Origin of the sequence: Roseateles asaccharophilus (assembly GCF_004362405.1) — a bacterium.
Taxonomy (GTDB): Bacteria; Pseudomonadota; Gammaproteobacteria; order Burkholderiales; family Burkholderiaceae_C; genus Kinneretia; species Kinneretia asaccharophila.
The window spans coordinates 81,366-102,235 of sequence record NZ_SNXE01000007.1 but is presented as its reverse complement, the minus strand read 5'-3'; the positions used below and the strand labels follow the sequence as shown (position 1 = coordinate 102,235).

Sequence of the window (20,870 nt, the reverse complement as noted above, 5' to 3'; positions counted from 1 at the left end):
AAGCCTCGCTCCCCAGCGCGCCGCGAGGGGCGCGGCCCGGCCACGGCCGAGGATGCGCGCCGCGCCGGTCAGTGGCGACCGGGGCTGCATCCGCCAGCGGCGGGGGGTGGGGGAGGTTGGAGGATGGCTCATCCGCTAGGACTGAAGCTGACAACAAACGCGGGTCCGAGGTCTGGGCCGCGTCCACAAGGGGCGGGCTCAAGGCCTCGGGCCTTGTAAACCTTTTTCTTCGCCGAGCCCGCCGTCTTCAAACAGCTGGCGGCCCCGACGGGGTTCTTGCAAATCTGCGCTGCCACGCGCTGTCGACAACCGCCCGGTCACTTGGGGACAGGGCCCGCCGCCTCGAGCGCGCGTTGCATCACCTTATGGGCCGATCTTGCCGGCCCGCCACGCCTGCGCCGTGGTCCTAATGCCCGTAAAATCAGGCAAATCAAATACTTACGGCGCAATTGTGGTTCGGAACATTATAGGGGCTAAAGCGGGCCCTAAAGCTGGGGTCAGCCCCAGGGCCCCCAAGCCTGCCGCGCCGGCCGGTGAGCAAACGCCAACTTTGCAGGTTCGCCGGGTGCTGATCGACGAGGGTTCGGCCGGCCAGCGACTGGACAACTTCCTGCTGCGCGAGCTCAAGGGCGTACCCAAGACCCATATCTACCGCGTGATCCGCGCCGGCGAGGTGCGGGTCAACAAGGGCCGCGCCCAGGCCGACACCCGGCTGTCCCTGGGCGACGAGGTACGCGTGCCGCCGGTGCGCCTGCCCGAGCGCGCCACGGCCAAGCCCGACTATGTGCCGGCCAAGGAGTTCCCGGTGCTGTTCGAGGACGAGCACCTGATTGCCGTCAACAAGCCCGCCGGTGTGGCCGTGCATGGCGGCTCGGGCGTGAGCTTTGGTGTGATCGAGCAGCTGCGCCAGGCCCGGCCCCAGGCCAAGTTCCTGGAGCTGGTGCACCGCCTGGACAAGGAAACCTCGGGCCTGCTGCTGATTGCCAAGAAGCGCAGCGCCCTGGTCGCCCTGCAGGACCAGTTCCGCGAGCGCGAGACCGGCAAGACCTATGCCGTCCTGGTGCTCGGCGACTGGGCCGAGAACAAGAAGGTGATCGACGTGCCCCTGCTCAAGTTCGTGGGCAGCGATGGCGAGCGCTGGGTGCGCGCCGTCACCAGCTCGCACGATCCCCAGGCCGAGCAGGCCAAGCGCTCCATCAGCCTGGTGCGGGTGGTCGAGCGCTTCCCCGGCGCGGCCTACAGCCTGCTGGACGTGACCATCAAGACCGGCCGCACCCACCAGATCCGCGTGCACCTGGCGCATGAGGGCCATCCCATCGCGGGCGATCCCAAGTACGGCCAGTTCGAGGCCAACCGCCAGCTGGCGCGCGGAGCGCTCAAGTTCGAGCGCATGTTTCTGCATGCCCGGCGCCTGAAGTTCAGCCACCCCGCCAGCGGCGCCGAGATCGAGCTGCTGGCGCCCCTGCCCCCCGAATGCGAGCGCCTGCTGGGCGCGCTGAGAGCCACCGCATGAGCACCCGACCGCAACGCTTCGACCTGATCGTCTTCGACTGGGACGGCACCCTGTTCGACTCCACGGCCCTGATCACCCGCTGCATCCAGGCCGCGGCCGAGGACCTGGGCCTGCCGCGTCCCAGCGACGCGCAGGCCAGCTATGTGATCGGCATGGGCCTGCACGAAGCGCTGGCCCACGCGGTGCCGGGCCTGGACCCGGCGCGCTACCCCGAGCTGGGGCAGCGCTACCGCCATCATTACTTCGCGGCCCAGCATGCGGTGACGCTCTTCGAGGGCACGCTGGCCATGCTGCAAGCCCTCAAGGCCCGCCACCATTGGCTGGCCATTGCCACCGGCAAAAGCCGGCGCGGCCTGGACGAGGCGCTCAAGGTGGCGCCCGAGCTGGGGGCGCTGTTCGATGGCAGCCGCACCGCCGACGAGACCGCCGGCAAGCCCAACCCGCTGATGCTCAAGGAGCTGATGCGCGAGTTTGGCGCCGAGCCCGAGCGCACCCTGATGATCGGCGACACCAGCCACGACCTGCAGCTGGCCCTGAACGCTGGCACCGCCAGCGTGGGCGTCGGCTATGGTGCCCATGACCACAGCACTTTTGGCGAGTACCGGCCCCTGCACATCGCCCATACCGTGCCCCAGCTGCACGCCTGGCTGATCGAGAACGCCTGACGAGCATGAACGAACCCGACACCCCATCCCAGGGCCTGCCCCTGTGCCCCTCCGAGGCGCTGGAGGAGCGTGGCCGCGCCCACAGCTTCGATGTGCTGCAGTGGAACCAGCCCGCACGCGCCTTCGCCCTGCGCTTTGATGGCGAGGTGGTGGCCTATCTGAACCGCTGCGCCCATGTGCCCACCGAGATGGACTGGCAGGAGGGCGAGTTCCTGGACCGTGACAAGCAGTACATCATGTGCTCCATCCACGGCGCTGTGTACGACCCGCGCAGCGGGCGCTGCGTCACCGGCATGTGCGGGCGCATGGGCCTGACCAAGATCACCGTCTCCGAGCGTGAGGGTCAGGTCTATTGGTATCCTAGCCGCGACACCAAGCCGGCTTTCGAGGAGTAGAAGAAGCCACCATGAATCCCCACGACGATCTGCCGCCCCCGATTGCCGACCCGATAGGCACACCGTCCCGGGCCGCCGCACCCGCCAGCGCCGGCGGCGAGGCCTACGAACATCTGATGGCGCAGTTTGCGCGTGACTATTTGCGTGACCGCCGCGCCGAGCGGCGCTGGCGCAGCTTCTTCCGCCTGGCCTGGCTGGCCCTGATTGCCAGCCTCCTCTACCTGATGTTCGCCCAGCGCCATCCCGGGGCCACCCAGACCACGCCGCATACGGCCCTGGTGGAGGTGCGTGGCGAGATTGCCGTGGACTCGGAGGCCAGCGCCGAGCTGATGATCTCGGCCCTCAAGAATGCCTTCGAGGACAAGGGCGCCCAGGCCGTGGTGCTGCGCATCAACTCGCCCGGTGGCAGCCCGGTGCAGGCCGGCATCGTCAACGACGAGATCCGCCGCCTCAAGGCCAAGCATGGCAAGAGGGTCTATGCCGTCGTGGAGGAGGTTTGCGCCTCCGGCGCTTACTACATCGCGGCCGCGGCCGACGAGATCTATGTGGACAAGGCCTCGGTCGTGGGCTCCATCGGCGTGCTGATGGACGGCTTCGGCTTCACCGGCCTGATGAACAAGCTGGGCGTGGAACGTCGGCTGCTCACGGCGGGTGGCAACAAGGGCATGCTCGATCCCTTCTCGCCCGAGAACCCGCAGCAGAAGGCCTATGCCCAGGCCATGCTGGACCAGATCCACCAGCAGTTCATCACCGTGGTCAAGGAGGGCCGCGGCAAGCGCCTGAAGGAAACCCCCGAGACCTTCTCCGGCCTGTTCTGGAACGGCGAGGAGGCCGTGCGCATGGGCCTGGCCGACGGTCTGGGCAATCTGGACTATGTGGCCCGCGAGCTGGTCAAGGCCGAGGAGGTGGTGGACTACACCCCTCGCGACAATGTGGCCGAGCGCCTGGCCAAGCGTTTCGGCGCCTCGGTGGGCGAGGGCGCCGTCAAGGCCTTGCGCAACCTGGCTCCCATCCATTGAGGCAAGGTGCCGGGCGGCGTGGGCGCGCGAGCTCCTGCTCTGCTCGCCGCTGCTTGGCAATGCGCTCGCCCTCCGCCGGGTCCGCGGCGCTGTGCATGTCCTCGGCACGGCGCCTTGCGTCGGCGGCATTGGAGCTGCTCTGGGCCGCGCGTGCCTCGCGGCTGATGCGCCAGTCCTCCGCTGAGTAGCGGCCCTGGCCCTTGCGGCACTGGCGCACCCGGCGGATTTCGTCCTGCATGAATGCCCGCTCGGCGTCGCCCAGGCTGCGGGAGTTGGCGCGTACCTCCATATCACGCAGCTCCTGGTCGCCGGGGCAGTCATTGACGGGCTCGCTTCTGGCCTGGGACTCCGTGGCTGCCGAGGCAGGCTGTGAAGCGGCAGCGCGCCTGGGCGCCTCCACCACATTGCCTTGCAGGCGCCGCGCGTCCAGTGCCTGGCCCTGGCTGGGGCAGGGACGGTCCGAGAAGCTGATCTGGCCTTGCGCATCCCGGCACTGCCAGACCTCGGCAAGCGCCGGCCAGGGCAATGCCATGGCCAGCCAGAGCGGCAGGCTGCGCAGGCGCCATCGCGATGGGGTGCTGAAGAGGTGGGTCGGTGGCATAAGGCTTCCCTGAGCTGTGCGCCTGTCAACGCGCTGGGCCTGTGTTTGGTGGACCGGCTGCGCATAATCCGCCGATGTCTACAGCATCTTCTTGGCGCGCCGATCCCCGAGCGCTCCTGCGACATCTGTTTGAGGTGGCCGTGGCGCAGGCCTTGCCGCTGAACATTCTGGCAGCTCAGCTACCCGATCCGCCCCGCCGGGGGCGCACCCTGGTGCTGGGGGCAGGCAAGGCGGCCGGCGCCATGGCCCAGGCCCTGGAGGCTGCATGGCCCGAGCAGGCTCCGCTATCGGGTCTGCTGGTCACACGTTACGGCCATGTGCCGCCGGGCTACCGGCCGCGGCGCCTGCGAGTCGTGGAAGCGGCCCACCCGGTGCCGGATGCCGCGGGCCAGCAGGCCGCTCAGGACATGCTGGCCCTGTGCCAGGGGCTGGGGCCGGATGACCTGGTGCTGTGCCTGATCTCAGGCGGTGGCTCGTCCCTGCTGAGCCTGCCGGCCGCCGGACTCAGCCTGCAGCACAAGCAGGACATCAACCGCGAGCTGCTGCGCAGCGGCGCCTCCATCGAGGAGATGAACTGCGTGCGCAAGCATCTCTCGGCCATCAAGGGCGGCCGGCTCGCCCTGGCCTGTGGGCCGGCGCGCGTGCTGACCCTGGCCATCAGCGATGTGCCCGGTGACGATCCGGCCGTCATCGCCTCGGGGCCCACGCTGGCCGATCCCAGCAGCTGCGCGGACGCCCTGGCCATCTGCCGTCGCTATGGGCTGAACCTGCCGCCGGTGGCGCAGGCCGGTCTGGAGTCTGGGGCATTCGAGACGCCCAAGTCGGGCGATCCGCGCCTGGCTGGGCATGAGTTCCGCATGCTGGCCACGCCCCAGCAGAGCCTGGAGGCCGCGGCCCGGGCCGCCCGTGAGCTGGGTCTGGAGGCTCATATCCTGAGTGACGCCATCGAGGGCGAGTCGCGCGAAGTCGGGCGCGTGCACGCCGCGCTGGCGCGTGCCGTGGCCCGACGTGATGCACCCTTTCGCAAGCCCTGCGTGCTGCTTTCGGGGGGCGAGACCACGGTCACGCTGCGCACCCGAGGTGGTCGCGGAGGCCGGGCCACCGAGTTTCTGCTGGGCGCCGCGATTGCCTTGCAGCGCGAGCCGGGGGTGTATGGCTTGGCCGCCGATACCGACGGCATCGACGGGGTGGAAGACAATGCCGGCGCCCTGCTCACGCCCGACACCCTGGCGCGTGCGGCCGCCTTGGGGCTGAGTGCGCAGCGCGAGCTGGAGGCCCATAACGCCTATGGCTTCTTCGCGCCCCTGGGCGATCTGGTCTCGCCCGGCCCGACCTTCACCAATGTCAACGACTTCCGGGCGTTCTTGATCGTGTAGGGGGCTGGAGACAAGCGCTCCGCTTGTCCCTGGTATCGGGGGAGGGGCTTCAAGGCGGGCCGGAGTTTTGACCCAGCGCAAGGCCCCGGCTGCGGGCTTGGCGCACATTGCGCACATGTTCCACCCCCAGCGCCTTGAGCCCCTCGCGTCGTGAGTTCATCGCTGCAAAGTCTGCATGCCTATGCACCGCCCGTCCTGCCGCCCTCGGGGCTGTCGGGTCTGCCGGGTATCGAGCAAGGGGCGCTGGCAGAGCGCTGGCAAACCCTGCTGGGCGGCGCTCGCCCGAGTTCCGAGGTTCTGGCCGCCCTGCAGCTCATGGCGGAGCCGCGGGACTTGGCGGCTGGCGCCCGCGTGTTCAGCCGCAGCGATGCGGCGCGCGGCTTGGTCGCCGTGCTGGAGGGCACGGTGGGCCTGGGGCAGCAGCGCGAGGACGGCAGCTTCCAGCTGGAGCGCACCCTGCGTGGGCCGGCCTGGGTGGATCTCGCCAGTGCCTGGCTGATGGAGGGCCATGACCAGGATGCCCAGGCCCTGGGCCCGGTCCGTGTGGTGGAGTTACCGCTGCCCGCCATGCGCCAGCTCATGCTGCGCCAGCCGCAGTTGCAGGAACGCGTGCTGGTGGCCATGGCGCAGACGGTGCGTGCCCTGTCCGCCGCCACCCATGATCTGATGCACAAGGATGCCGAGAAGCGTCTGGTGGCCTGGCTGCTGCAGCAGTCCGAAGGGCGCCCTCAGCTGCGTCTGGCCGAGCGCAAGCGCGATATCGCTGCCCAGCTGGCCATCACGCCCGAGACCCTGTCTCGCATGATGCGGCAGCTCAAGGAGAAGGGGCTGATTGCCGTGGCGGGCTATACCGTCCAGCTGCTGGACTTGGCCGGTCTGCGCGACCTGGCGCGCGAAGCCTGAACCGACGCCGCCCGGTCGCCGGGCCTGCGCGCCTTAATTCACGGCCTGTAACAGCTTCAAGCCCGATCCGGTCGCCTTTGGCCGGCCGCGCCCCGAAAATACGCCCTTTTGCGGGCTGGCGGGAGGCGGCGCCGCGGAGGAAGGCGCTTGCAATACACCGACTATGTACACAGGGTGCGCCTGCACGAGCAGGCCAGCCAGGATCAGCCACAGGCTTACCGCCGCCGTGTGCTGGCGTTCGCATTGCTGGGTTATGCCCTGATCGGCCTGCTGGGCTTGCTGGCCTTGGGCGGGCTGCTCTGGCTGGCCGGGTCGCTGATCCAGGGGGAGTTCCGAGGCTGGATGCTGGGCCCGGGGCTGGCCTGTCTGGGTCTGCTGTGGGCCACGGTCAGCGGTCTGCGGGTGCCTTTCAGGGAGCCCGAGGGCCAGCGGCTCACGGCCGAGGAGGCGCCCGAGCTCTTCGAGGGCCTGGAGCGCATACGCGACAAGATCAAGGGCCCCCCGCTGCACGCGGTGCTGATCACCGAGGACTTCAATGCCGCCATCGTGCAGCGTCCGCTGTGCATGGGTCTGCGCCACCGCAACTACCTGCTCATCGGCTGGCCCTTGCTGGCGGCCATGGAGCCGCGCCGCGTCTTCGCCGTCCTGGCGCATGAATACGGACATCTGCGCGAGTCTCATGGCCAGCTCTCGGCCTGGATCTACCGCAGCCGTGCCGCCTGGTCGCGCCTGCTGGCGCGTTATCAAGACGATGCCTCGCCCATGGCCTGGCTGCTGGCGGGTTTTGTGCGCTGGTATGCGCCGCGCTTCGATGCCATGAGCTTTGCGCTGGCCCGCGAGGACGAGTATGCGGCCGACCGTGTGGCGGCGCGCATCTTCGGTGCCGAGCTTTTCGGCCAGACCTTGCAGGAGGTGGCGGTCAAGAGCCGGCTCTATGAAGAGCATTTCTGGCGCCACTGGTGGCGACTGGCCCGCCTGCGACAGGGTGGTGCGCCTGCGGCACCGCATGCGCAGATGGCCAGCACCTTGCTGCATCTGAGCGAGCCCGAGCGTCTGCAGCAGGCCTTGCGCCAGGTCTTGCGCGCGCCGGCCGACCCCAGCGACACCCATCCGGTGCTCAAGGATCGCCTGGCCGCCCTCAAGCAGCGGGCCACCAGCCTGGCGCCGAGTTCCACGCGCAGTGCGCTCACCTTGCTGGGGCGGGCACGCGAGCGCATCGGTGCGGAACTCGATGCACGGTGGTGGCAGCAGCACCGGCAGGACTGGCAGCGCCATGGCGAGCAACTGCGTGCGCTCCACGCCGATGTGCGTGCCTTCCAGGCGCGAGCCACCGTCAACGACATGCTGGGGGTCGAGGATCTGCTGCGATGGGCCGCCGGACTCAAGGCCCTGAGCGAGCGGGACCCCAGCCCGGTGCTGGAGCGTGCGCTGCAGCTCTCACCGCGGCATGAGCAGGTCTTGCTGAGCCTGCTCACGCATCACGCGCCGCTGGGCACGCCGCAGGAACGGGTGGCCGACTGGCTGGAGCGGCTCTACCAGGAGCATCCCGGCCAGGCCTGGCGTGCGGCCTGCCTGGCGCGGCAGTGGATGGATCGATGCAGCGACCCCGCCATGCTTGCCCGATTGAGACCCTTGTGGCGTGAGCGCTATGCCCGTGCAGAGGCCATGGAGCAGCAGGCCTGGGCGCAGTTTGCCGCCACGCCCTGCTGGGAGCGCAGCGTGCCCCTGGCGCTGGATGAGGACGGCCTGCGCCGGCTCAGGACCTTGCTGCTGCGTGAGCGCGATGTGCGCGCCGCCTGGCTGGGGGCGCAGGACATCGTGACCCAACCCCCCGGGGCCCATTACACGCTCTGGCTGCAATGCCGTCCCGGCGTGGGGGCGGGCAGCGCCGCGGAGCTGGCTCGGCGCATCGAGGCGGCCCTGGATCTGCCGGGGCGGGCGCGGGTGGTGCTGGTGGATCACGAGGTGGAGCGCGCCCGCGTGGAGCAGACCCTGCACCTGCTGGCGCTGGTGCAGCGGCGCTGAAATCCGCCCTCAGGGGCGGCTGAGGAGGGCGCGCAGCACCGCCTCGGCTGTGGCCGGGGCCCTGAGTGGCGGATCCCAGCGCACCGGGCCGGTGGCCGCCACCGCGTCCTTGATGGCCAGCAGCACCGAGAAGGGCAGCAGCAGGGGCGGCTCGCCCACCGCCTTGCTGCGGTGGATGCTGTCCTCGCGGTTGGGCGCATCGAAGAGCGCCACGCGGAAGTCCAGCGGCATGTCATTGGCCGTGGGGATCTTGTAGGTGCTGGGCGCGTGGGTGAGCAGCAGGCCGGTCTGCGGGTGCCACTTCAGCTCTTCCATGGTCAGCCAGCCCATGCCCTGCACAAAGGCGCCCTCGACCTGGCCGATGTCCAGGGCCGGGTTCAGGGACTGGCCCACATCGTGCAGCACATCGGCGCGCAAGACCCGGCTCTCGCCGCTGAGCGTGTCCACCAGTACCTCGGCCACGGCCGCGCCATAGGCGTAGTAGTAGAAGGGCCGGCCCTGCAGGCGGCTGCGGTCCCAGTGCAGGCCCGGCGTGGCGTAGAAGCCCTCGCTCCAGAGCTGGAAGCGTTCCAGATAGGCCTTGGACACCAGCTCGGCAAAGCCGATCTCGCGCCCGCCGCCGGCCACCCGGCCGCCGGCAAAACACAGCTCGCTCTCGGTGCAGCCCAGCAGGCGCGCGGCCAGGGGCATGAGCCGGGTCTTGATGCGCCGGGCGGCGTCCTGGGCGGCCTTGCCATTGAGGTCGGCGCCGGTGGAGGCGGCCGTGGCCGAGGTGTTGGCCACCTTGCTCGTGTCGGTGGCGCTGGCGCGCACCCGGCCCAGATCCACGCCCAGCTCATGCGCCACGACCTGGGCCACCTTGGTGTTCAGGCCCTGACCCATCTCGGTGCCGCCGTGGTTCACCAGCACCGAGCCATCGGTGTAGATGTGGACCAGGGCGCCGGCCTGGTTCAGATGCACCACATTGAAGGAGATGCCGAACTTCAGCGGTGTCAGCGCCAGGCCCTTCTTGAGCACGGGACTCGTGGCGTTGAAGGCCTGGATGGCGGCGCGGCGCTGCCAGTAGTCGGACTGCGCGATCAGGCGCTGGGTCAGGGGTTCGAGGATGTTGTCCTCGACCTGCTGGCCATAAGGCGTCACATCCCGGCCGCCCTCGCTGCGGTAGAAATTGCGCTGGCGCACCAGGAGCGGGTCCAGGCCCAGGCGGCGCGCCACCGAGTCCAGGATCATCTCGATGGCCAGGGCGCCCTGCGGGCCGCCAAAGCCGCGGAAGGCGGTATTGCTCTGGGTGTTGGTGCGGGCGCAAAAGCCATGCATGGCCACATGGGGCAGCCAGTAGGCATTGTCGAAATGGCACAGGGCCCGGGCCATCACGGGGGCGGAGAGGTCGGCGCTGTGCCCGCAGTTGGAGATCAGCTCGATCTCGGCGGCCAGGATATGGCCCTGCTCGTCAAAGCCCACCTGCCAACGGTAGTCAAAGCCGTGGCGCCGGCCGGTGATCAGGAAGTCGTCATCGCGGTCCAGGCGCAGCTTGACCGGCCGGCCCAGGCGCATGGCCGCCACCGCCGCCACGCAGGCGAACAGGGCCGACTGCGACTCCTTGCCGCCAAAGCCCCCACCCATGCGCCGGCACTGCACCTGCACCTGGTGCGCGCTCCAGCCCAGGGCATGGGCCACGAGCTGCTGCATCTCGCTGGGATGCTGGGTGGAGCAGTGCAGCAGCAGGCTCTGTCCCTCCTGGGGCAGGGCGTAGGAGATCTGGCCTTCCAGATAGAACTGCTCCTGGCCGCCCACCGACCATTCGCCCTCCAGGCGCTGCGGCGCGCTCGCCAGGGCCGCGGCGGGCTCGCCGCGCGTGAGATGCATGGGCGGCACCACATACTGGCCCGCGGCATGGGCCTCGCGCGCCGTCAGGATGGGGGGCAGGGGTTCGGCCCGGATGGCTTGCTTGGCGAGCGCGCAGGCGCGCCGCGCCAGCTCGCGATCGGTGGCGATCACCGCGAACACCGGTTGGCCCAGGTACCTGAGTTCGCCATCGGCCAGGATGGGGTCGTCGTGCACCAGGGGGCCGCAGTTGTTCTCGCCGGGCAGATCGGCGGCGGTGAGCACGGCCACCACGCCGGGCTGGCGGCGCAGCAGCTCCAGGTCCACGCCCAGCAGGCGGCCATGGGCCAGGGGCGAGAGGCCCAGGGCCGCATGCAGGGTGCCCTGGGCCTCGGGGATGTCGTCGGTGTAGCGGGCCTCGCCGCTGACATGCAGGGCGGCCGACTCATGCGGCCGGCTCACGCCCACCTGGGCCAGGGCGGCCTGGGGCAGATCGCTGGGCTTGTTCATGCGCTGAGGCTCCCGTGTTGGGCGGCCTGCCAGACGCTGGTGGCGCCGGCCGGCAGCGGGTTGTCGGGCCGGGTTTCCAGCCAGAAGCGGGTGATGAGATTGCGGGCCACCTGCAGGCGGTAGTCGGCACTGGCGCGCAGATCCGTCATGGGCTGGAAGTCCTGGCCCAGGGCCGCAGCGGCGGCCTGGGCGCTGGCCTCGCTCCAGGCCTGGCCGCGCAGCGCGGCCTCGGCCGCGGCGGCGCGCTTGACGATGGCGGCCATGCCGCCGAAGGCCAGGCGGGCCTCGCGCACCGTGTCGCCTTCCAGATCCAGGCTCAGCACCGCGCAGACGGCGGAGATATCGCTGTCATAGCGCTTGGAGATCTTGTAGGCGCGCAGCACCGTGTCGGGCCCGGGCAGCGGTACCAGCAGGGCCTCCAGGAACTCGCCGGGCTGCAGCGCGTTCTTCATGTAGTCCAGGTAGAAGTCCTGCAGGGGCAGGCGGCGCTGCTGGGCGCCGCGGCGCAGCAGCAGCTCGGTGCCCAGGGCGATCAGGGCCGGCGCGCCATCGCCGATGGGGCTGCCATTGGCGATATTGCCGCCCAGGGTGCCGGCCAGGCGCACCGGGGGCGAGGCAAAGCGCAGCCAGAGTTCGCGCAGGGCCGGCACGGCCTCGGTCAGCGCGCCCCAGGCGGCCTCCAGCGAGGCCGCGGCGCCGATGCGCAGGGCCGGGCGGCCGTCCGCCAGCGTGGTGCTTTCGATGTGCTTGAGTGCCTCCACCGTGCCGATGTAGAGCAGATCACCCACATCGCGGAACTGCTTGTTGACCCACAGGCCGATGTCGGTGGCGCCGGCCAGCAGCCGGGCCTGGGGCCGGGTCTCGCGCAGGGCAGCGAAGTCCTCCAGGCTGCGCGGCGCATCGAAGCGGTCCAGCCGGCCGCCAAAGGCGGGGCTGGCGGCCTGGTAGTGCAGGGGCGGGTCGGCGCGGAACTGCTGCAGGGCGGCGGTGGCGGGGGCCAGATCCAGACGGCGCGCGGGCTGGATCTCGAACATGCGCTGGCCGGCGTCCAGGATGGGCCGGTAGCCGGTGCAGCGGCAGAGGTTGCCGGCCAGATCGTCGGCCAGCGCCTGGCGGCTGGGCCGGGTGCCGGCCTGGCAGTGGCGCTCATAGCTGGCCTGCAGGCTCATGGCAAAGCCGGGGGTGCAGAAACCGCATTGCGAGCCATGACAGTCCACCAGGGCCTGTTGCACCGGGCCCAGATCCTGGGCGCCGCCCAGATCCTCGACGGTGAAGAGCGCCTGGCCGTCCAGTGTGGGCAGGAACTGGATGCAGGCATTGACATTGCGCAGCGCCAGCCGCTCGCCGCTCGCGTCCAGCGATCCCACGAGCACGGTGCAGGCGCCGCAATCGCCCTCGGCGCAACCCTCCTTGCTGCCGCTGCAATGCGCGTGCTCGCGCAGGTACTGCAGCACCGTGGTGGTGGTGGGCAGGTGCTGGACCTCGCGGATCTCGCCGCGGTGGAAGAAGCGGATGGGGCGGCTGCTGGGCGTCATGGCGGCGTGGACGGAACTGGGCGGCATTGGGCGGCGTGCGGGGCGGCTGTGGCGATGACAGTCTCGGGACAATCCCGCACCTTAGCAACTTGCTTTCCTGGGAATATATGCGTTCAAGCATAGTAGGTATCAAGGAAACGATATGAGTGGCCGGGCGCTCTTCGACAAGATCGAGCTTCAACTCGTGCGGGTTCTGCACACCGTGATCAGCGAACGCAGCGTTTCCCGGGCCGCCCTGCGGCTCCAGAGCAGCCAGCCCGCCGTCAGCGCCCAGCTGCGGCGGCTGCGCGAGCTCACGGGCGACGCCCTGCTGGTGCGCGGTGCCGGCGGCATGACGCCCACGGCCACGGCCCTGGAGCTGCTGGCCCCGGCCGCGGCCCTGCTGCGCGAGGCCGAGACCCTGTTCGGCGAGCGCCAGCGCGCCGGTCGCGGGGCCGGCTTCGAGCCGGCCACGGCGCGCCTGAGCTTTCGCCTGGCCGCCAGCGACTATCTGGACCCGCTCTTCCTGCCCGAGCTGGTGGCGCATCTGCAGCGCCTGGCGCCGGCTGTGCAGCTGGACCTGCAGCCGCTCTCGGCCGAGTACGACTACCGCGCCAGCCTGGCCCGGGGCGAGGTGGATCTGGTGATCGGCAACTGGCTGGAGCCGCCGGAGGAGCTGCATCTGGGCCGCCTCTTGTCCGACGAGGTGGTCTGCCTGGTGGCCGAGAACCACCCCCTGGCCAAGTCGCGCAGCCTCAGTGTGGAGCGCTGGCTGGACTGCCAGCATCTGGCGCCCATGCCGCTGTCGCCCGGCCAACCCGGCGTGATCGACCAGCATCTGGCCCAGCTGGGCCTGAGCCGGCAGATCGCCGTGCGCAGCGCGCACTTTGGTCAGCTGCCCGAAATGGTGGCCCGCAGCCTGCTGGTGCTGACCACGGGCCGGCTCTTCTGCAGCCGCTATCTGGACCGGCTGCCGGTGCGCATCGTGCGCTGTCCCGTGAGCTTTCCCCCCATGGCCTATTACCAGCTCTGGCACGAGCGCAGCCATGGCCATGCCGCCCAGCGCTGGTTGCGCGAGCAGGTGCGCGAGGTCGCGCGGGGCCTGGTCGCGCGTGCGCCCGCTGCCGCGCGCGTCAAAGCCTGAGTCCGGCCTGAGACAATCGCAGGCTTCGCCTTATGAACATGCCTTCCCCTACGAATCCTGCGCCCCTACGCGGCCGCCAGGCCCTGCGCGGCGACCTGCTGGACTTCAGCGCCACGCCCGCCTGGGCCGCGCTGGACGACCCGGCGGTGCGCTACCGGCCCGACCACTGGCTGCTGATCGACGCCGACGGCCGCATCGCCGGCGTGCAAGCGCACGAGCCCGACGCCAGCTGGCAGCGCCGCGATTACCGCGGCCGCCTGATCCTGCCGGGCTTCATCGACACCCATGTGCACTGCCCGCAGCTGGATGTGATCGCCTCCTACGGCACCGAGCTGCTGGACTGGCTGAACACCTATACCTTCCCGGCCGAGACCCGCTATGCCGACCCGGCCGTGGCGCGCCTGGGGGCCGAGCGCTTTCTGGACGCGCTGCTGGCCCATGGCACGACCTCGGCCGTGGTCTTCCCCACGGTGCACAAGGTCTCGGCCGAGATGCTGTTCGAGGCGGCGGCCGTGCGCGGCATGCGACTGATCACGGGCAAGGTGCTGATGGACCGCCATGCGCCGGACGCGCTGCGCGACGATGTGGCCGGCGCCGAGCGCGACTGCGTGGACCTGATCCAGCGCTACCACCAGCGCGAGCGCCTGGCCTATGCCGTGACCGTGCGCTTCGCGCCCACCAGCACACCCGAGCAGCTGGCCATGGCCGGCGCCCTGTGCCGCGCCGACGCCTCGCTCTATATGCAGACCCATGTGGCCGAGAACCGCGACGAGGTGGCCTGGGTGGCCCGGCTCTTCCCGCAGGCACGCAGCTATCTGGACGTCTATGCCCGTGAGAGCCTCTTGCACCCCCGGGCGGTGCTGGCCCATGGCATCTGGCTCGACGAGCAAGACCGCCGCGTGCTGGCCGCCAGCGGCGCCCAGGTGGCGCACTGCCCCTCGTCCAATCTCTTCCTGGGCAGCGGGCTCTTCGACTGGGTGGCCGCGCGCGAGGCGGGCTACACGGTGAGCGCGGCCTCGGATGTGGGCGGCGGCACCTCGCTGTCCATGCAGCGCACCCTGGCCGACGGCTACAAGATGCAGGCCCTGGGCGGCCGCCGCCTGACGGCCTGGGCGGCCCTGCACGCCGCCACCCTGGGCGCGGCCCAGGGCCTGGGTTTGCAGCAGGAAATCGGCGCTTTCGAGGCCGGTACACTGGCCGACGTCTGTGTTTGGGACTGGGCCTGCGGCCCGGTGGCCCAGGCGCGCGACGCCGTGGTGCGCGGCCTGCATGAGCGGGTGTTCGCCTGGCTGACCCTGTCGGACGAACGCAATCTGGTGGCCAGCTATGTGGCCGGTGTTCCGCGCTTCAGGCGCGATCCTGAGAGCGAGCCAACATGACACTGCGCCTCGAACTGAGTGGCATCAGCAAGCAGTACCCGGCCGTCAAGGCCAATGACGATATCTCGCTGCGGGTGGAGCCCGGCCAGATCCATGCGGTGCTGGGCGAGAACGGCGCGGGCAAGTCCACGCTGATGAAGATCATCTACGGCGCGGTGCAGCCCGATGCCGGGCGCATGCGCTGGAATGGTCAGGAGGTGGTGATCAAGAGCCCGGCCCAGGCGCGGGCCCTGGGCATCAGCATGGTCTACCAGCACTTCTCGCTCTTCGACACGCTCAGCGCGGCCGAGAACGTCTGGCTGGGCCTGGACAAGAGCGTGCCGCTGAGCGAGGTGCGCCAGCGCATCCGCGAGGTGGCGGCCAGCTACGGCCTGGACGTCGATCCCGAGCGCCCGGTGCACAGCCTCTCGGTGGGCGAGCGCCAGCGCGTGGAGATCGTGCGGGCCCTGCTCACCAAGCCCCAGCTGCTGATCCTGGACGAGCCCACCTCGGTGCTCACGCCCCAGGCGGTGGAGCGGCTCTTCATGATCCTGCGCCAGCTCAGCAGCGAGGGTTGCGCCATTCTGTACATCAGCCACAAGCTCGACGAGATCCGCGAGCTCTGCCACCACTGCACCGTGCTGCGCGGCGGCCGCGTCACCGGCGAGGTGGACCCGCGCAGCCAGAGCAATGCCCAGCTCTCGCGCCTGATGATAGGCGCCGAGCCTCCCCAGCTGCGCCATGAGTCGCGTGCCGTGGGGGCGCTGGCCCTGGAGCTGCAAGGCCTGTCCCTGGCCAAGTCCAGCCCCTTTGGCACCGATCTGCAGGACATCGCCCTGCGCCTGCATGCCGGCGAGATCGTGGGCGTGGCGGGCGTCTCGGGCAATGGGCAGCAGGAGCTGCTGGCCGCGCTCTCGGGCGAGGACCCCCGCGCCCCCGCCGGCAGTGTGAGGCTGTTCGGCGCAGACATCGCCCGCGCCAGCCCGCGCCGCCGCCGCCGCCAGGGCCTGCACTTCGTGCCCGAGGAGCGCCTGGGGCGCGGGGCCGTGCCCACGCTGTCCCTGGCGCAGAACCTGCTGCTCACCCGCACCGAGGCCTTGCGCCCCGGCGGCTTCATCGCCACCGCCGAGCTGCAGCGCATGGCCGCGGGCCTGATCCAGCGCTTTGGCGTCAAGGCCGGCGGACCCGATGCCGCGGCCAAGAGCCTCTCGGGCGGCAATCTGCAGAAGTTCATCGTGGGCCGCGAGATCGAGGCCGCACCCAAGGTGCTCATCATTGCGCAGCCCACCTGGGGCGTGGATGTGGGCGCGGCGGCCCAGATCCGCGGCGAGCTGCTCAAGCTGCGCGATGCGGGCTGTGCCCTGCTGGTGGTGAGTGAGGAGCTGGACGAGCTGTTCGAGATCAGTGATCGCCTGGTGGTCATGGCCAAGGGGCGGCTTTCGCCGGCCCTGCCGGTGGCCGAGGCGACGGTGGAGAAAGTCGGGATGTGGATGAGCGGTCTGTGGGAGGTGCAGCCCCAGGCTGCCGTGGAGGAGGGTGCCCGTGCTGAAGCTTGAGCTGCGCCCGCAGCCTTCGAAATGGATGTCCCTGGGCTCGCCCCTGCTGGCCCTGGCCCTGACGGTGCTGCTGGGCCTGGGGCTGTTCGTGCTGCTGGGCAAGGACCCGATGCGCGGCCTGCAGATGTTCTTCTGGGAGCCCATCAAGAGCGCCTATGCCTGGAGCGAGCTGGGCATCAAGGCCACGCCCCTGATCCTCATCGCCCTGGGCCTGGCCGTGTGCTTCCGCTCCAATGTCTGGAATATCGGGGCCGAGGGGCAGTTCATCGTGGGCGCTCTGGCCGGCGGCTGGGTGGCCATGCAGGCAACACCTGACACCGGCCGCGGCATCGTGGTGCTCATCCTCTTGGCCGGTGTGGCGGGTGGGGCGGCCTGGGCTGCGCTCACGGCCCTGCTGCGCGACCGCTTCAATGCCAATGAGATCCTGGTGAGCCTGATGCTGGTCTATGTGGCCGATCTGCTGCTGAGCTGGCTGGTCTACGGCCCCTGGAAAGACCCCAACGGCTACAACTTTCCGCAGAGCATCAGCTTTCTGGCGGTGACCAAGATCCCGCGCCTGTTCGAGGGCTGGCGGGTCAATATCGGGGTGCTGATCGCTCTGGCCGCGGTGGCGGCATTCTGGTTGCTGCTGTTCCGCACCTATGCGGGCTATGCCTTGCAGGTGGGCGGTCTGGCGCCGGCCGCGGCCCGCTATGCGGGCTTCTCCTCGCGCCGCGCGCTCTGGACGGCCCTGCTGCTGTCCGGCGGCATGGCCGGTCTGGCCGGGGCGCTGGAAGCGGCCGGCCCGCTGGGCCAGCTCACGCCCTATGTGCCGGCGGGCTATGGCTTCGCCGCCATCATCGTGGCCTTTGTGGGCCGTCTGCATCCGGTGGGCATCGTGTTCTCGGGCATTCTGATGAGCATGTTCTATATCGGCGGCGAGCTGGCGCAGTCGCGCCTGGGGCTGCCCAAGTCCATCACCGGGGTCTTCCAGGGTCTGCTGCTCTTTGCCCTGCTGGCCTGTGACACCCTGATCCATTACCGGCTGCGCTGGGCCGCCGTGCGAAAGGCCGCCTGATGGAAAGCTACGCACTCCTGATTGCCGCGGCCATGAACGCCGGCACCCTGCTGGCCATCGCGGCCCTGGGCCTCTTGATCAATGAACGTGCCGGGGTGGTGAACCTGGGCGCCGAGGGCATGATGCTGGTGGCCGCGATTGCCGGCTTTGCCACCGCGGTGCACACGGGCAGCGATGTGCTGGCCTTTGCCGCCGGCATGGGCGCCGGCTCCCTGCTGGCCTTGGTCTTCGGCCTGCTGGTCATCTACCTCAACACCAACCAATATGCGGCCGGTCTGGCCCTGAGCCTCTTCGGCACGGGCTTCTCGGCCTTTGTGGGCATTGGCTATGTGCAGGCCAAGCTCAGCACCCGGCCCAGCTTCTCGCTGCCTCTGCTGGGTGATCTGCCCTTTGTGGGGCCGGCCCTGTTCCGCCATCACCCCATGGTTTATCTGGCGATTGCCCTGACCCTGGCCCTGGCCTGGTTCCTCTACCGCTCGCGTCCTGGCCTGGTGCTGCGTGCGGTGGGCGAGTCGCCCGAGTCGGCCCATGCCCTGGGCTATCCGGTGCGCCGCATCCGCCTGGCCGCGGTCATGGCCGGCGGTGCGCTCTGCGGCCTGGCGGGTGCCTATGTTTCGGTGATCTACACCCCGCTGTGGGTGGAGGGCATGATTGCTGGCAAGGGCTGGATCGCCCTGGCCCTGACCACCTTTGCCACCTGGCGCCCGGCACGGGTCTTGCTGGGTGCGTATCTGTTCGGTTTCGTCACCATGCTGCAGTTCCATCTGCAAGGCCAGGGCGTGCAGATCGCGAGCCAGTTCCTCTCGATGCTGCCCTATCTGTCCACCATCGTGGTGCTGGTGCTGATCTCCAGCAATGCAAGCTTCATCCGTGCGAACATGCCTGCCTCGCTGGGCAAGCCCTTTTTTCCTGGTTCCTGACTCATCCCTACCGGAGGACTCTCCCATGACCCTGAAGACCAAGCGCGATCTGCTCAAACTTGCCGGCTGGACCAGCCTGGCTGCCACCGCGGCCCTGGTGGGCTGCGGCAAGAAGGAAGAGGCCGCACCGGCCGCTCCCGCAGCCTCGGCGGCCGCCTCGGCCCCGGCGCCCAAGCCCGAGCCGCTGAAGATCGCTTTCGCCTACGTCGGCCCGGTGGGTGATGGCGGCTGGACCTTCGCGCATGACAACGGTCGCAAGGCTCTCGAGAAGGAATTCGGCGACAAGATCGTCACCAGCTTCGTCGAGAAGGTGCCCGAGGCGGCCGATGCCGAGCGCGTGTTCCGCGACATGGTGGCCCAGGGCAACAAGATGATCTTCGGCACCACCTTCGGCTATATGGAGCCCATGCTCAAGGTGGCGCCGGACGCCAAGGACGTGAAGTTCGAGCATGCCACCGGCTACAAGCAAGCCGACAACATGCGCACCTATGACTCGCGCACCTATGAGGGCGCCTATATGGCCGGCGTGATCGCCGGCGCCATGACCAAGAGCAACACCCTGGGTGTGGTGGGTTCCATTCCCATCCCCGAGGTGATCCGCAATATCAACAGCTTCACCCTGGGCGCGCAGAGCACCAACCCCAAGATCAAGGTCAAGGTGGTCTGGGTCAATGAGTGGTTCAACCCGCCCAAGGAAACCGAGGCCGCGCAGAGCCTGATCAACGGTGGCGCCGACGTGCTGATGCAGAACACCGACTCCAGCGCCGTGCTGCAGACCGCCGAGAAGAATGGCAAGTACGCCTTCGGCTGGGACTCGGACATGACCGCCTACGGCCCCAAGGCCCACCTGGGTTCGGCCGTCATCAACTGGGGCCCGTACTACATCAGCGCCGTGCGTGAGGCCCTGGAGGGCAAGTGGAGCGCCGGTCCGGGCAAGCATGCCTGGTGGGGCGTGAAGGAAGGCGCCATCGACATGGTCTCGGTCAACGAGGTCGTGCCCGCCGAGGTGCGTGCCAAGGTGGACAGCATCAAGGCCGGCCTCAAGGACGGCAGCTTCTCCATCTGGAAGGGCCCCATCGTCGGTCAGGACGGCAAGGAAGTGCTGAAGAAGGATGAGGTCGCGGACGACAAGTTCCTCTCCGGCGTGAACTTCTACATCAAGGGCGTCGAGGGCAAGGTGCCCAGCGGCAAGTAAGCCGCCGCTGCGGCTTGCCGCAAACGATCCCTGCGCTCTATGCGCTCCGAGCCGCCACGCTGCCCGCGTGGCGGCATTTTTCTTGTGGGTGGCTTGAGCGAGGCGGGCGGCCCAGGTAAGTCACACGCTGCGGCTCATGAACGGGTGTGCCGGCTGCGGCCATTGCGCTCGCCCCTGCGGCCAGGGCGCTCAGGCGTCCGTTGGTCCGCTCCCGTGTCTGGGATCCACCCGAAGCCTTCGTGCCGGGGCTAAGCTCTGCCCCGCATGACGCCCGAATCGACCATCCCCACGACCTCGCCAACCAGCTCGCCAACGGTGGCGTCCGAGCCCACGCCCGCCCAGCACTGCCTCGCCTATGCGCGGCGCATGAACCGGGTGCTGGACCATATCGATGCCCACCTCGACGCGCCGCTGGAGCTGGCGGCCCTGGCGGAGCTGGCGCATTTCTCGCCGTTTCACTTCCACCGGCTCTTTGCTGCCTGGACGGGTGAGACCCTGGGCGCCTATCTGCAGCGCCGTCGCCTGGAGGCGGCCGCGCAAGGCCTGACCCTCCATCCGCAGCGCAGCGTGCTGCAGCTGGCCCTGGCCGTGGGCTTTGGTTCGGGCGAGGCCTTCTCGCGGGCCTTCAAGCTGCAATTTGGCTGCACGCCCAGTGCCTGGCGTGCCGGCTCGTCCCAGCGCTGGGCCGCGTATGTGGAAGACCTGCGCCGCCAGCTGGGGCCGCGTGCGCGGCAAGATCGCAATCCGGATCAGGACGGCGAAGCGGCGGCTGCCGATGATGAAGCCCTGTTCAACACCGAGCACTCACGCTTCATCATGCACGTTGAGATCAAGACCCTGGCCCCGCAACGCATCGCCTATATGCGCCGTATTGGCCCCTACGGCCCGGGCATCACCGAGTTCTGGTACCAGCGCGTGCTGCCCTGGCTGCAGTCCGAGGGCCTTGACCAGCGCCCCACTTATGGCATTGGTCATGACGATCCCGGCATCACGCCGGCCGCGCATTGCCGCTATGACTCGGCGGTGGGCGTGGACGCGGACTTCAAGACCGCCCACCCGGCCGTGAGCCTGGCCGATCTGCCCGGTGGCCTCTACGCCATGACGCGCTTTCGCGGCGATGGCCGCGAGATCGGCACGGCCTGGGCCGAACTCTTCCGGGAGTGGCTGCCGGCCAGCGGCTACCAGTGCGACGGCCGTCCCTGCTTCGAGTTCTATGACGAGCCCGATGGCGCGCAGGAGCCGGACACCGGCCTCTTCCGCTGCTGGCTCTGCATCCCCGTGCGGCGCTGAGCTTC

Annotated in this window: 17 protein-coding genes; 14 read left to right on the top strand and 3 right to left on the bottom strand. The window is 69.5% G+C overall.

Annotated features, from left to right (window positions below):
• The first annotated feature begins 409 nt into the window (after window positions 1–409).
• From DFR39_RS14795 to DFR39_RS14780, 4 genes are read left to right on the top strand one after another with little or no spacing between them, the layout of a single operon-like run.
• Window positions 410–1,513 (top strand): RluA family pseudouridine synthase, encoded by a 1,104-nt coding sequence (locus tag DFR39_RS14795; protein WP_133604353.1) that lies wholly within the window; start codon window positions 410–412, stop codon window positions 1,511–1,513.
• Window positions 1,510–2,178, top strand: coding sequence for an HAD family hydrolase (locus DFR39_RS14790; protein WP_133604352.1), 669 nt, complete (start codon window positions 1,510–1,512; stop codon window positions 2,176–2,178). Before DFR39_RS14795 ends, DFR39_RS14790 begins: the two co-directional genes overlap by 4 nt.
• A gap of 5 nt (window positions 2,179–2,183) precedes the next feature.
• Window positions 2,184–2,573: a Rieske (2Fe-2S) protein gene (locus DFR39_RS14785; RefSeq protein WP_133604351.1), complete on the top strand. Its 390-nt coding sequence runs from the start codon at window positions 2,184–2,186 to the stop codon at window positions 2,571–2,573.
• An 11-nt stretch (window positions 2,574–2,584) separates the two neighbouring features.
• Window positions 2,585–3,592, top strand: coding sequence for a S49 family peptidase (locus DFR39_RS14780; protein ID WP_133604350.1), 1,008 nt, complete (start codon window positions 2,585–2,587; stop codon window positions 3,590–3,592).
• Here DFR39_RS14780 and DFR39_RS14775 read toward each other — a convergent pair.
• Window positions 3,558–4,193, bottom strand: a complete 636-nt coding sequence (locus DFR39_RS14775; RefSeq protein ID WP_133604349.1) for a DUF4124 domain-containing protein — start codon at window positions 4,191–4,193, stop codon at window positions 3,558–3,560. The genes DFR39_RS14780 and DFR39_RS14775 overlap by 35 nt on opposite strands.
• 74 nt (window positions 4,194–4,267) lie before the next feature.
• Here DFR39_RS14775 and DFR39_RS14770 point away from each other — a divergent pair, with 74 nt between their 5' ends.
• From DFR39_RS14770 to DFR39_RS14760, 3 genes are all read left to right on the top strand, one after another.
• A complete protein-coding gene (locus tag DFR39_RS14770; protein WP_133604348.1) occupies window positions 4,268–5,569 on the top strand; it encodes a glycerate kinase type-2 family protein in 1,302 nt (433 codons plus the stop codon).
• A gap of 150 nt (window positions 5,570–5,719) precedes the next feature.
• Window positions 5,720–6,472, top strand: coding sequence for a Crp/Fnr family transcriptional regulator (locus DFR39_RS14765; RefSeq protein ID WP_133604347.1), 753 nt, complete (start codon window positions 5,720–5,722; stop codon window positions 6,470–6,472).
• A 147-nt stretch (window positions 6,473–6,619) separates the two neighbouring features.
• Window positions 6,620–8,497, top strand: a complete 1,878-nt coding sequence (locus DFR39_RS14760) for a M48 family metallopeptidase (protein WP_133604346.1) — start codon at window positions 6,620–6,622, stop codon at window positions 8,495–8,497.
• A 9-nt stretch (window positions 8,498–8,506) separates the two neighbouring features.
• On the opposite strand, the gene xdhB is transcribed toward DFR39_RS14760, so the two are convergent.
• Both xdhB and xdhA read right to left on the bottom strand, forming a co-directional pair.
• Window positions 8,507–10,831, bottom strand: a complete 2,325-nt coding sequence (xdhB, locus tag DFR39_RS14755; protein ID WP_133604345.1) for a xanthine dehydrogenase molybdopterin binding subunit — start codon at window positions 10,829–10,831, stop codon at window positions 8,507–8,509.
• On the bottom strand, window positions 10,828–12,393 hold the full coding sequence (xdhA, locus tag DFR39_RS14750) for a xanthine dehydrogenase small subunit (protein ID WP_246030848.1): 1,566 nt from the start codon (window positions 12,391–12,393) through the stop codon (window positions 10,828–10,830). The genes xdhB and xdhA overlap by 4 nt, the downstream gene beginning before the upstream one ends.
• Before the next feature lie 115 nt (window positions 12,394–12,508).
• On the opposite strand from xdhA, the gene DFR39_RS14745 reads away from it, so the two are divergent.
• The 7 genes from DFR39_RS14745 (at window position 12,509) to DFR39_RS14715 (ending at window position 20,865) form a co-directional block, all read left to right on the top strand.
• A complete protein-coding gene (locus tag DFR39_RS14745; protein ID WP_133604343.1) occupies window positions 12,509–13,489 on the top strand; it encodes a LysR family transcriptional regulator in 981 nt (326 codons plus the stop codon).
• 32 nt (window positions 13,490–13,521) lie between these two features.
• Window positions 13,522–14,868 (top strand): guanine deaminase, encoded by a 1,347-nt coding sequence (gene guaD, locus DFR39_RS14740; protein ID WP_133604342.1) that lies wholly within the window; start codon window positions 13,522–13,524, stop codon window positions 14,866–14,868.
• Window positions 14,865–16,403: an ABC transporter ATP-binding protein gene (locus tag DFR39_RS14735; RefSeq protein WP_133604341.1), complete on the top strand. Its 1,539-nt coding sequence runs from the start codon at window positions 14,865–14,867 to the stop codon at window positions 16,401–16,403. The genes guaD and DFR39_RS14735 overlap by 4 nt, the downstream gene beginning before the upstream one ends.
• Window positions 16,390–17,460, top strand: a complete 1,071-nt coding sequence (locus tag DFR39_RS14730; RefSeq protein WP_133604340.1) for an ABC transporter permease — start codon at window positions 16,390–16,392, stop codon at window positions 17,458–17,460. The genes DFR39_RS14735 and DFR39_RS14730 overlap by 14 nt, the downstream gene beginning before the upstream one ends.
• Window positions 17,460–18,380 (top strand): ABC transporter permease, encoded by a 921-nt coding sequence (locus DFR39_RS14725; protein ID WP_133604339.1) that lies wholly within the window; start codon window positions 17,460–17,462, stop codon window positions 18,378–18,380. Before DFR39_RS14730 ends, DFR39_RS14725 begins: the two co-directional genes overlap by 1 nt.
• Window positions 18,381–18,405: 25 nt before the next feature.
• A complete protein-coding gene (locus tag DFR39_RS14720) occupies window positions 18,406–19,575 on the top strand; it encodes a BMP family ABC transporter substrate-binding protein (protein ID WP_133604338.1) in 1,170 nt (389 codons plus the stop codon).
• A gap of 264 nt (window positions 19,576–19,839) precedes the next feature.
• The gene (locus DFR39_RS14715) at window positions 19,840–20,865 is read left to right on the top strand and encodes an AraC family transcriptional regulator (RefSeq protein ID WP_211343879.1); all 1,026 of its coding nucleotides are present in this window, start codon (window positions 19,840–19,842) and stop codon (window positions 20,863–20,865) included.
• Window positions 20,866–20,870 lie beyond the last annotated feature (5 nt).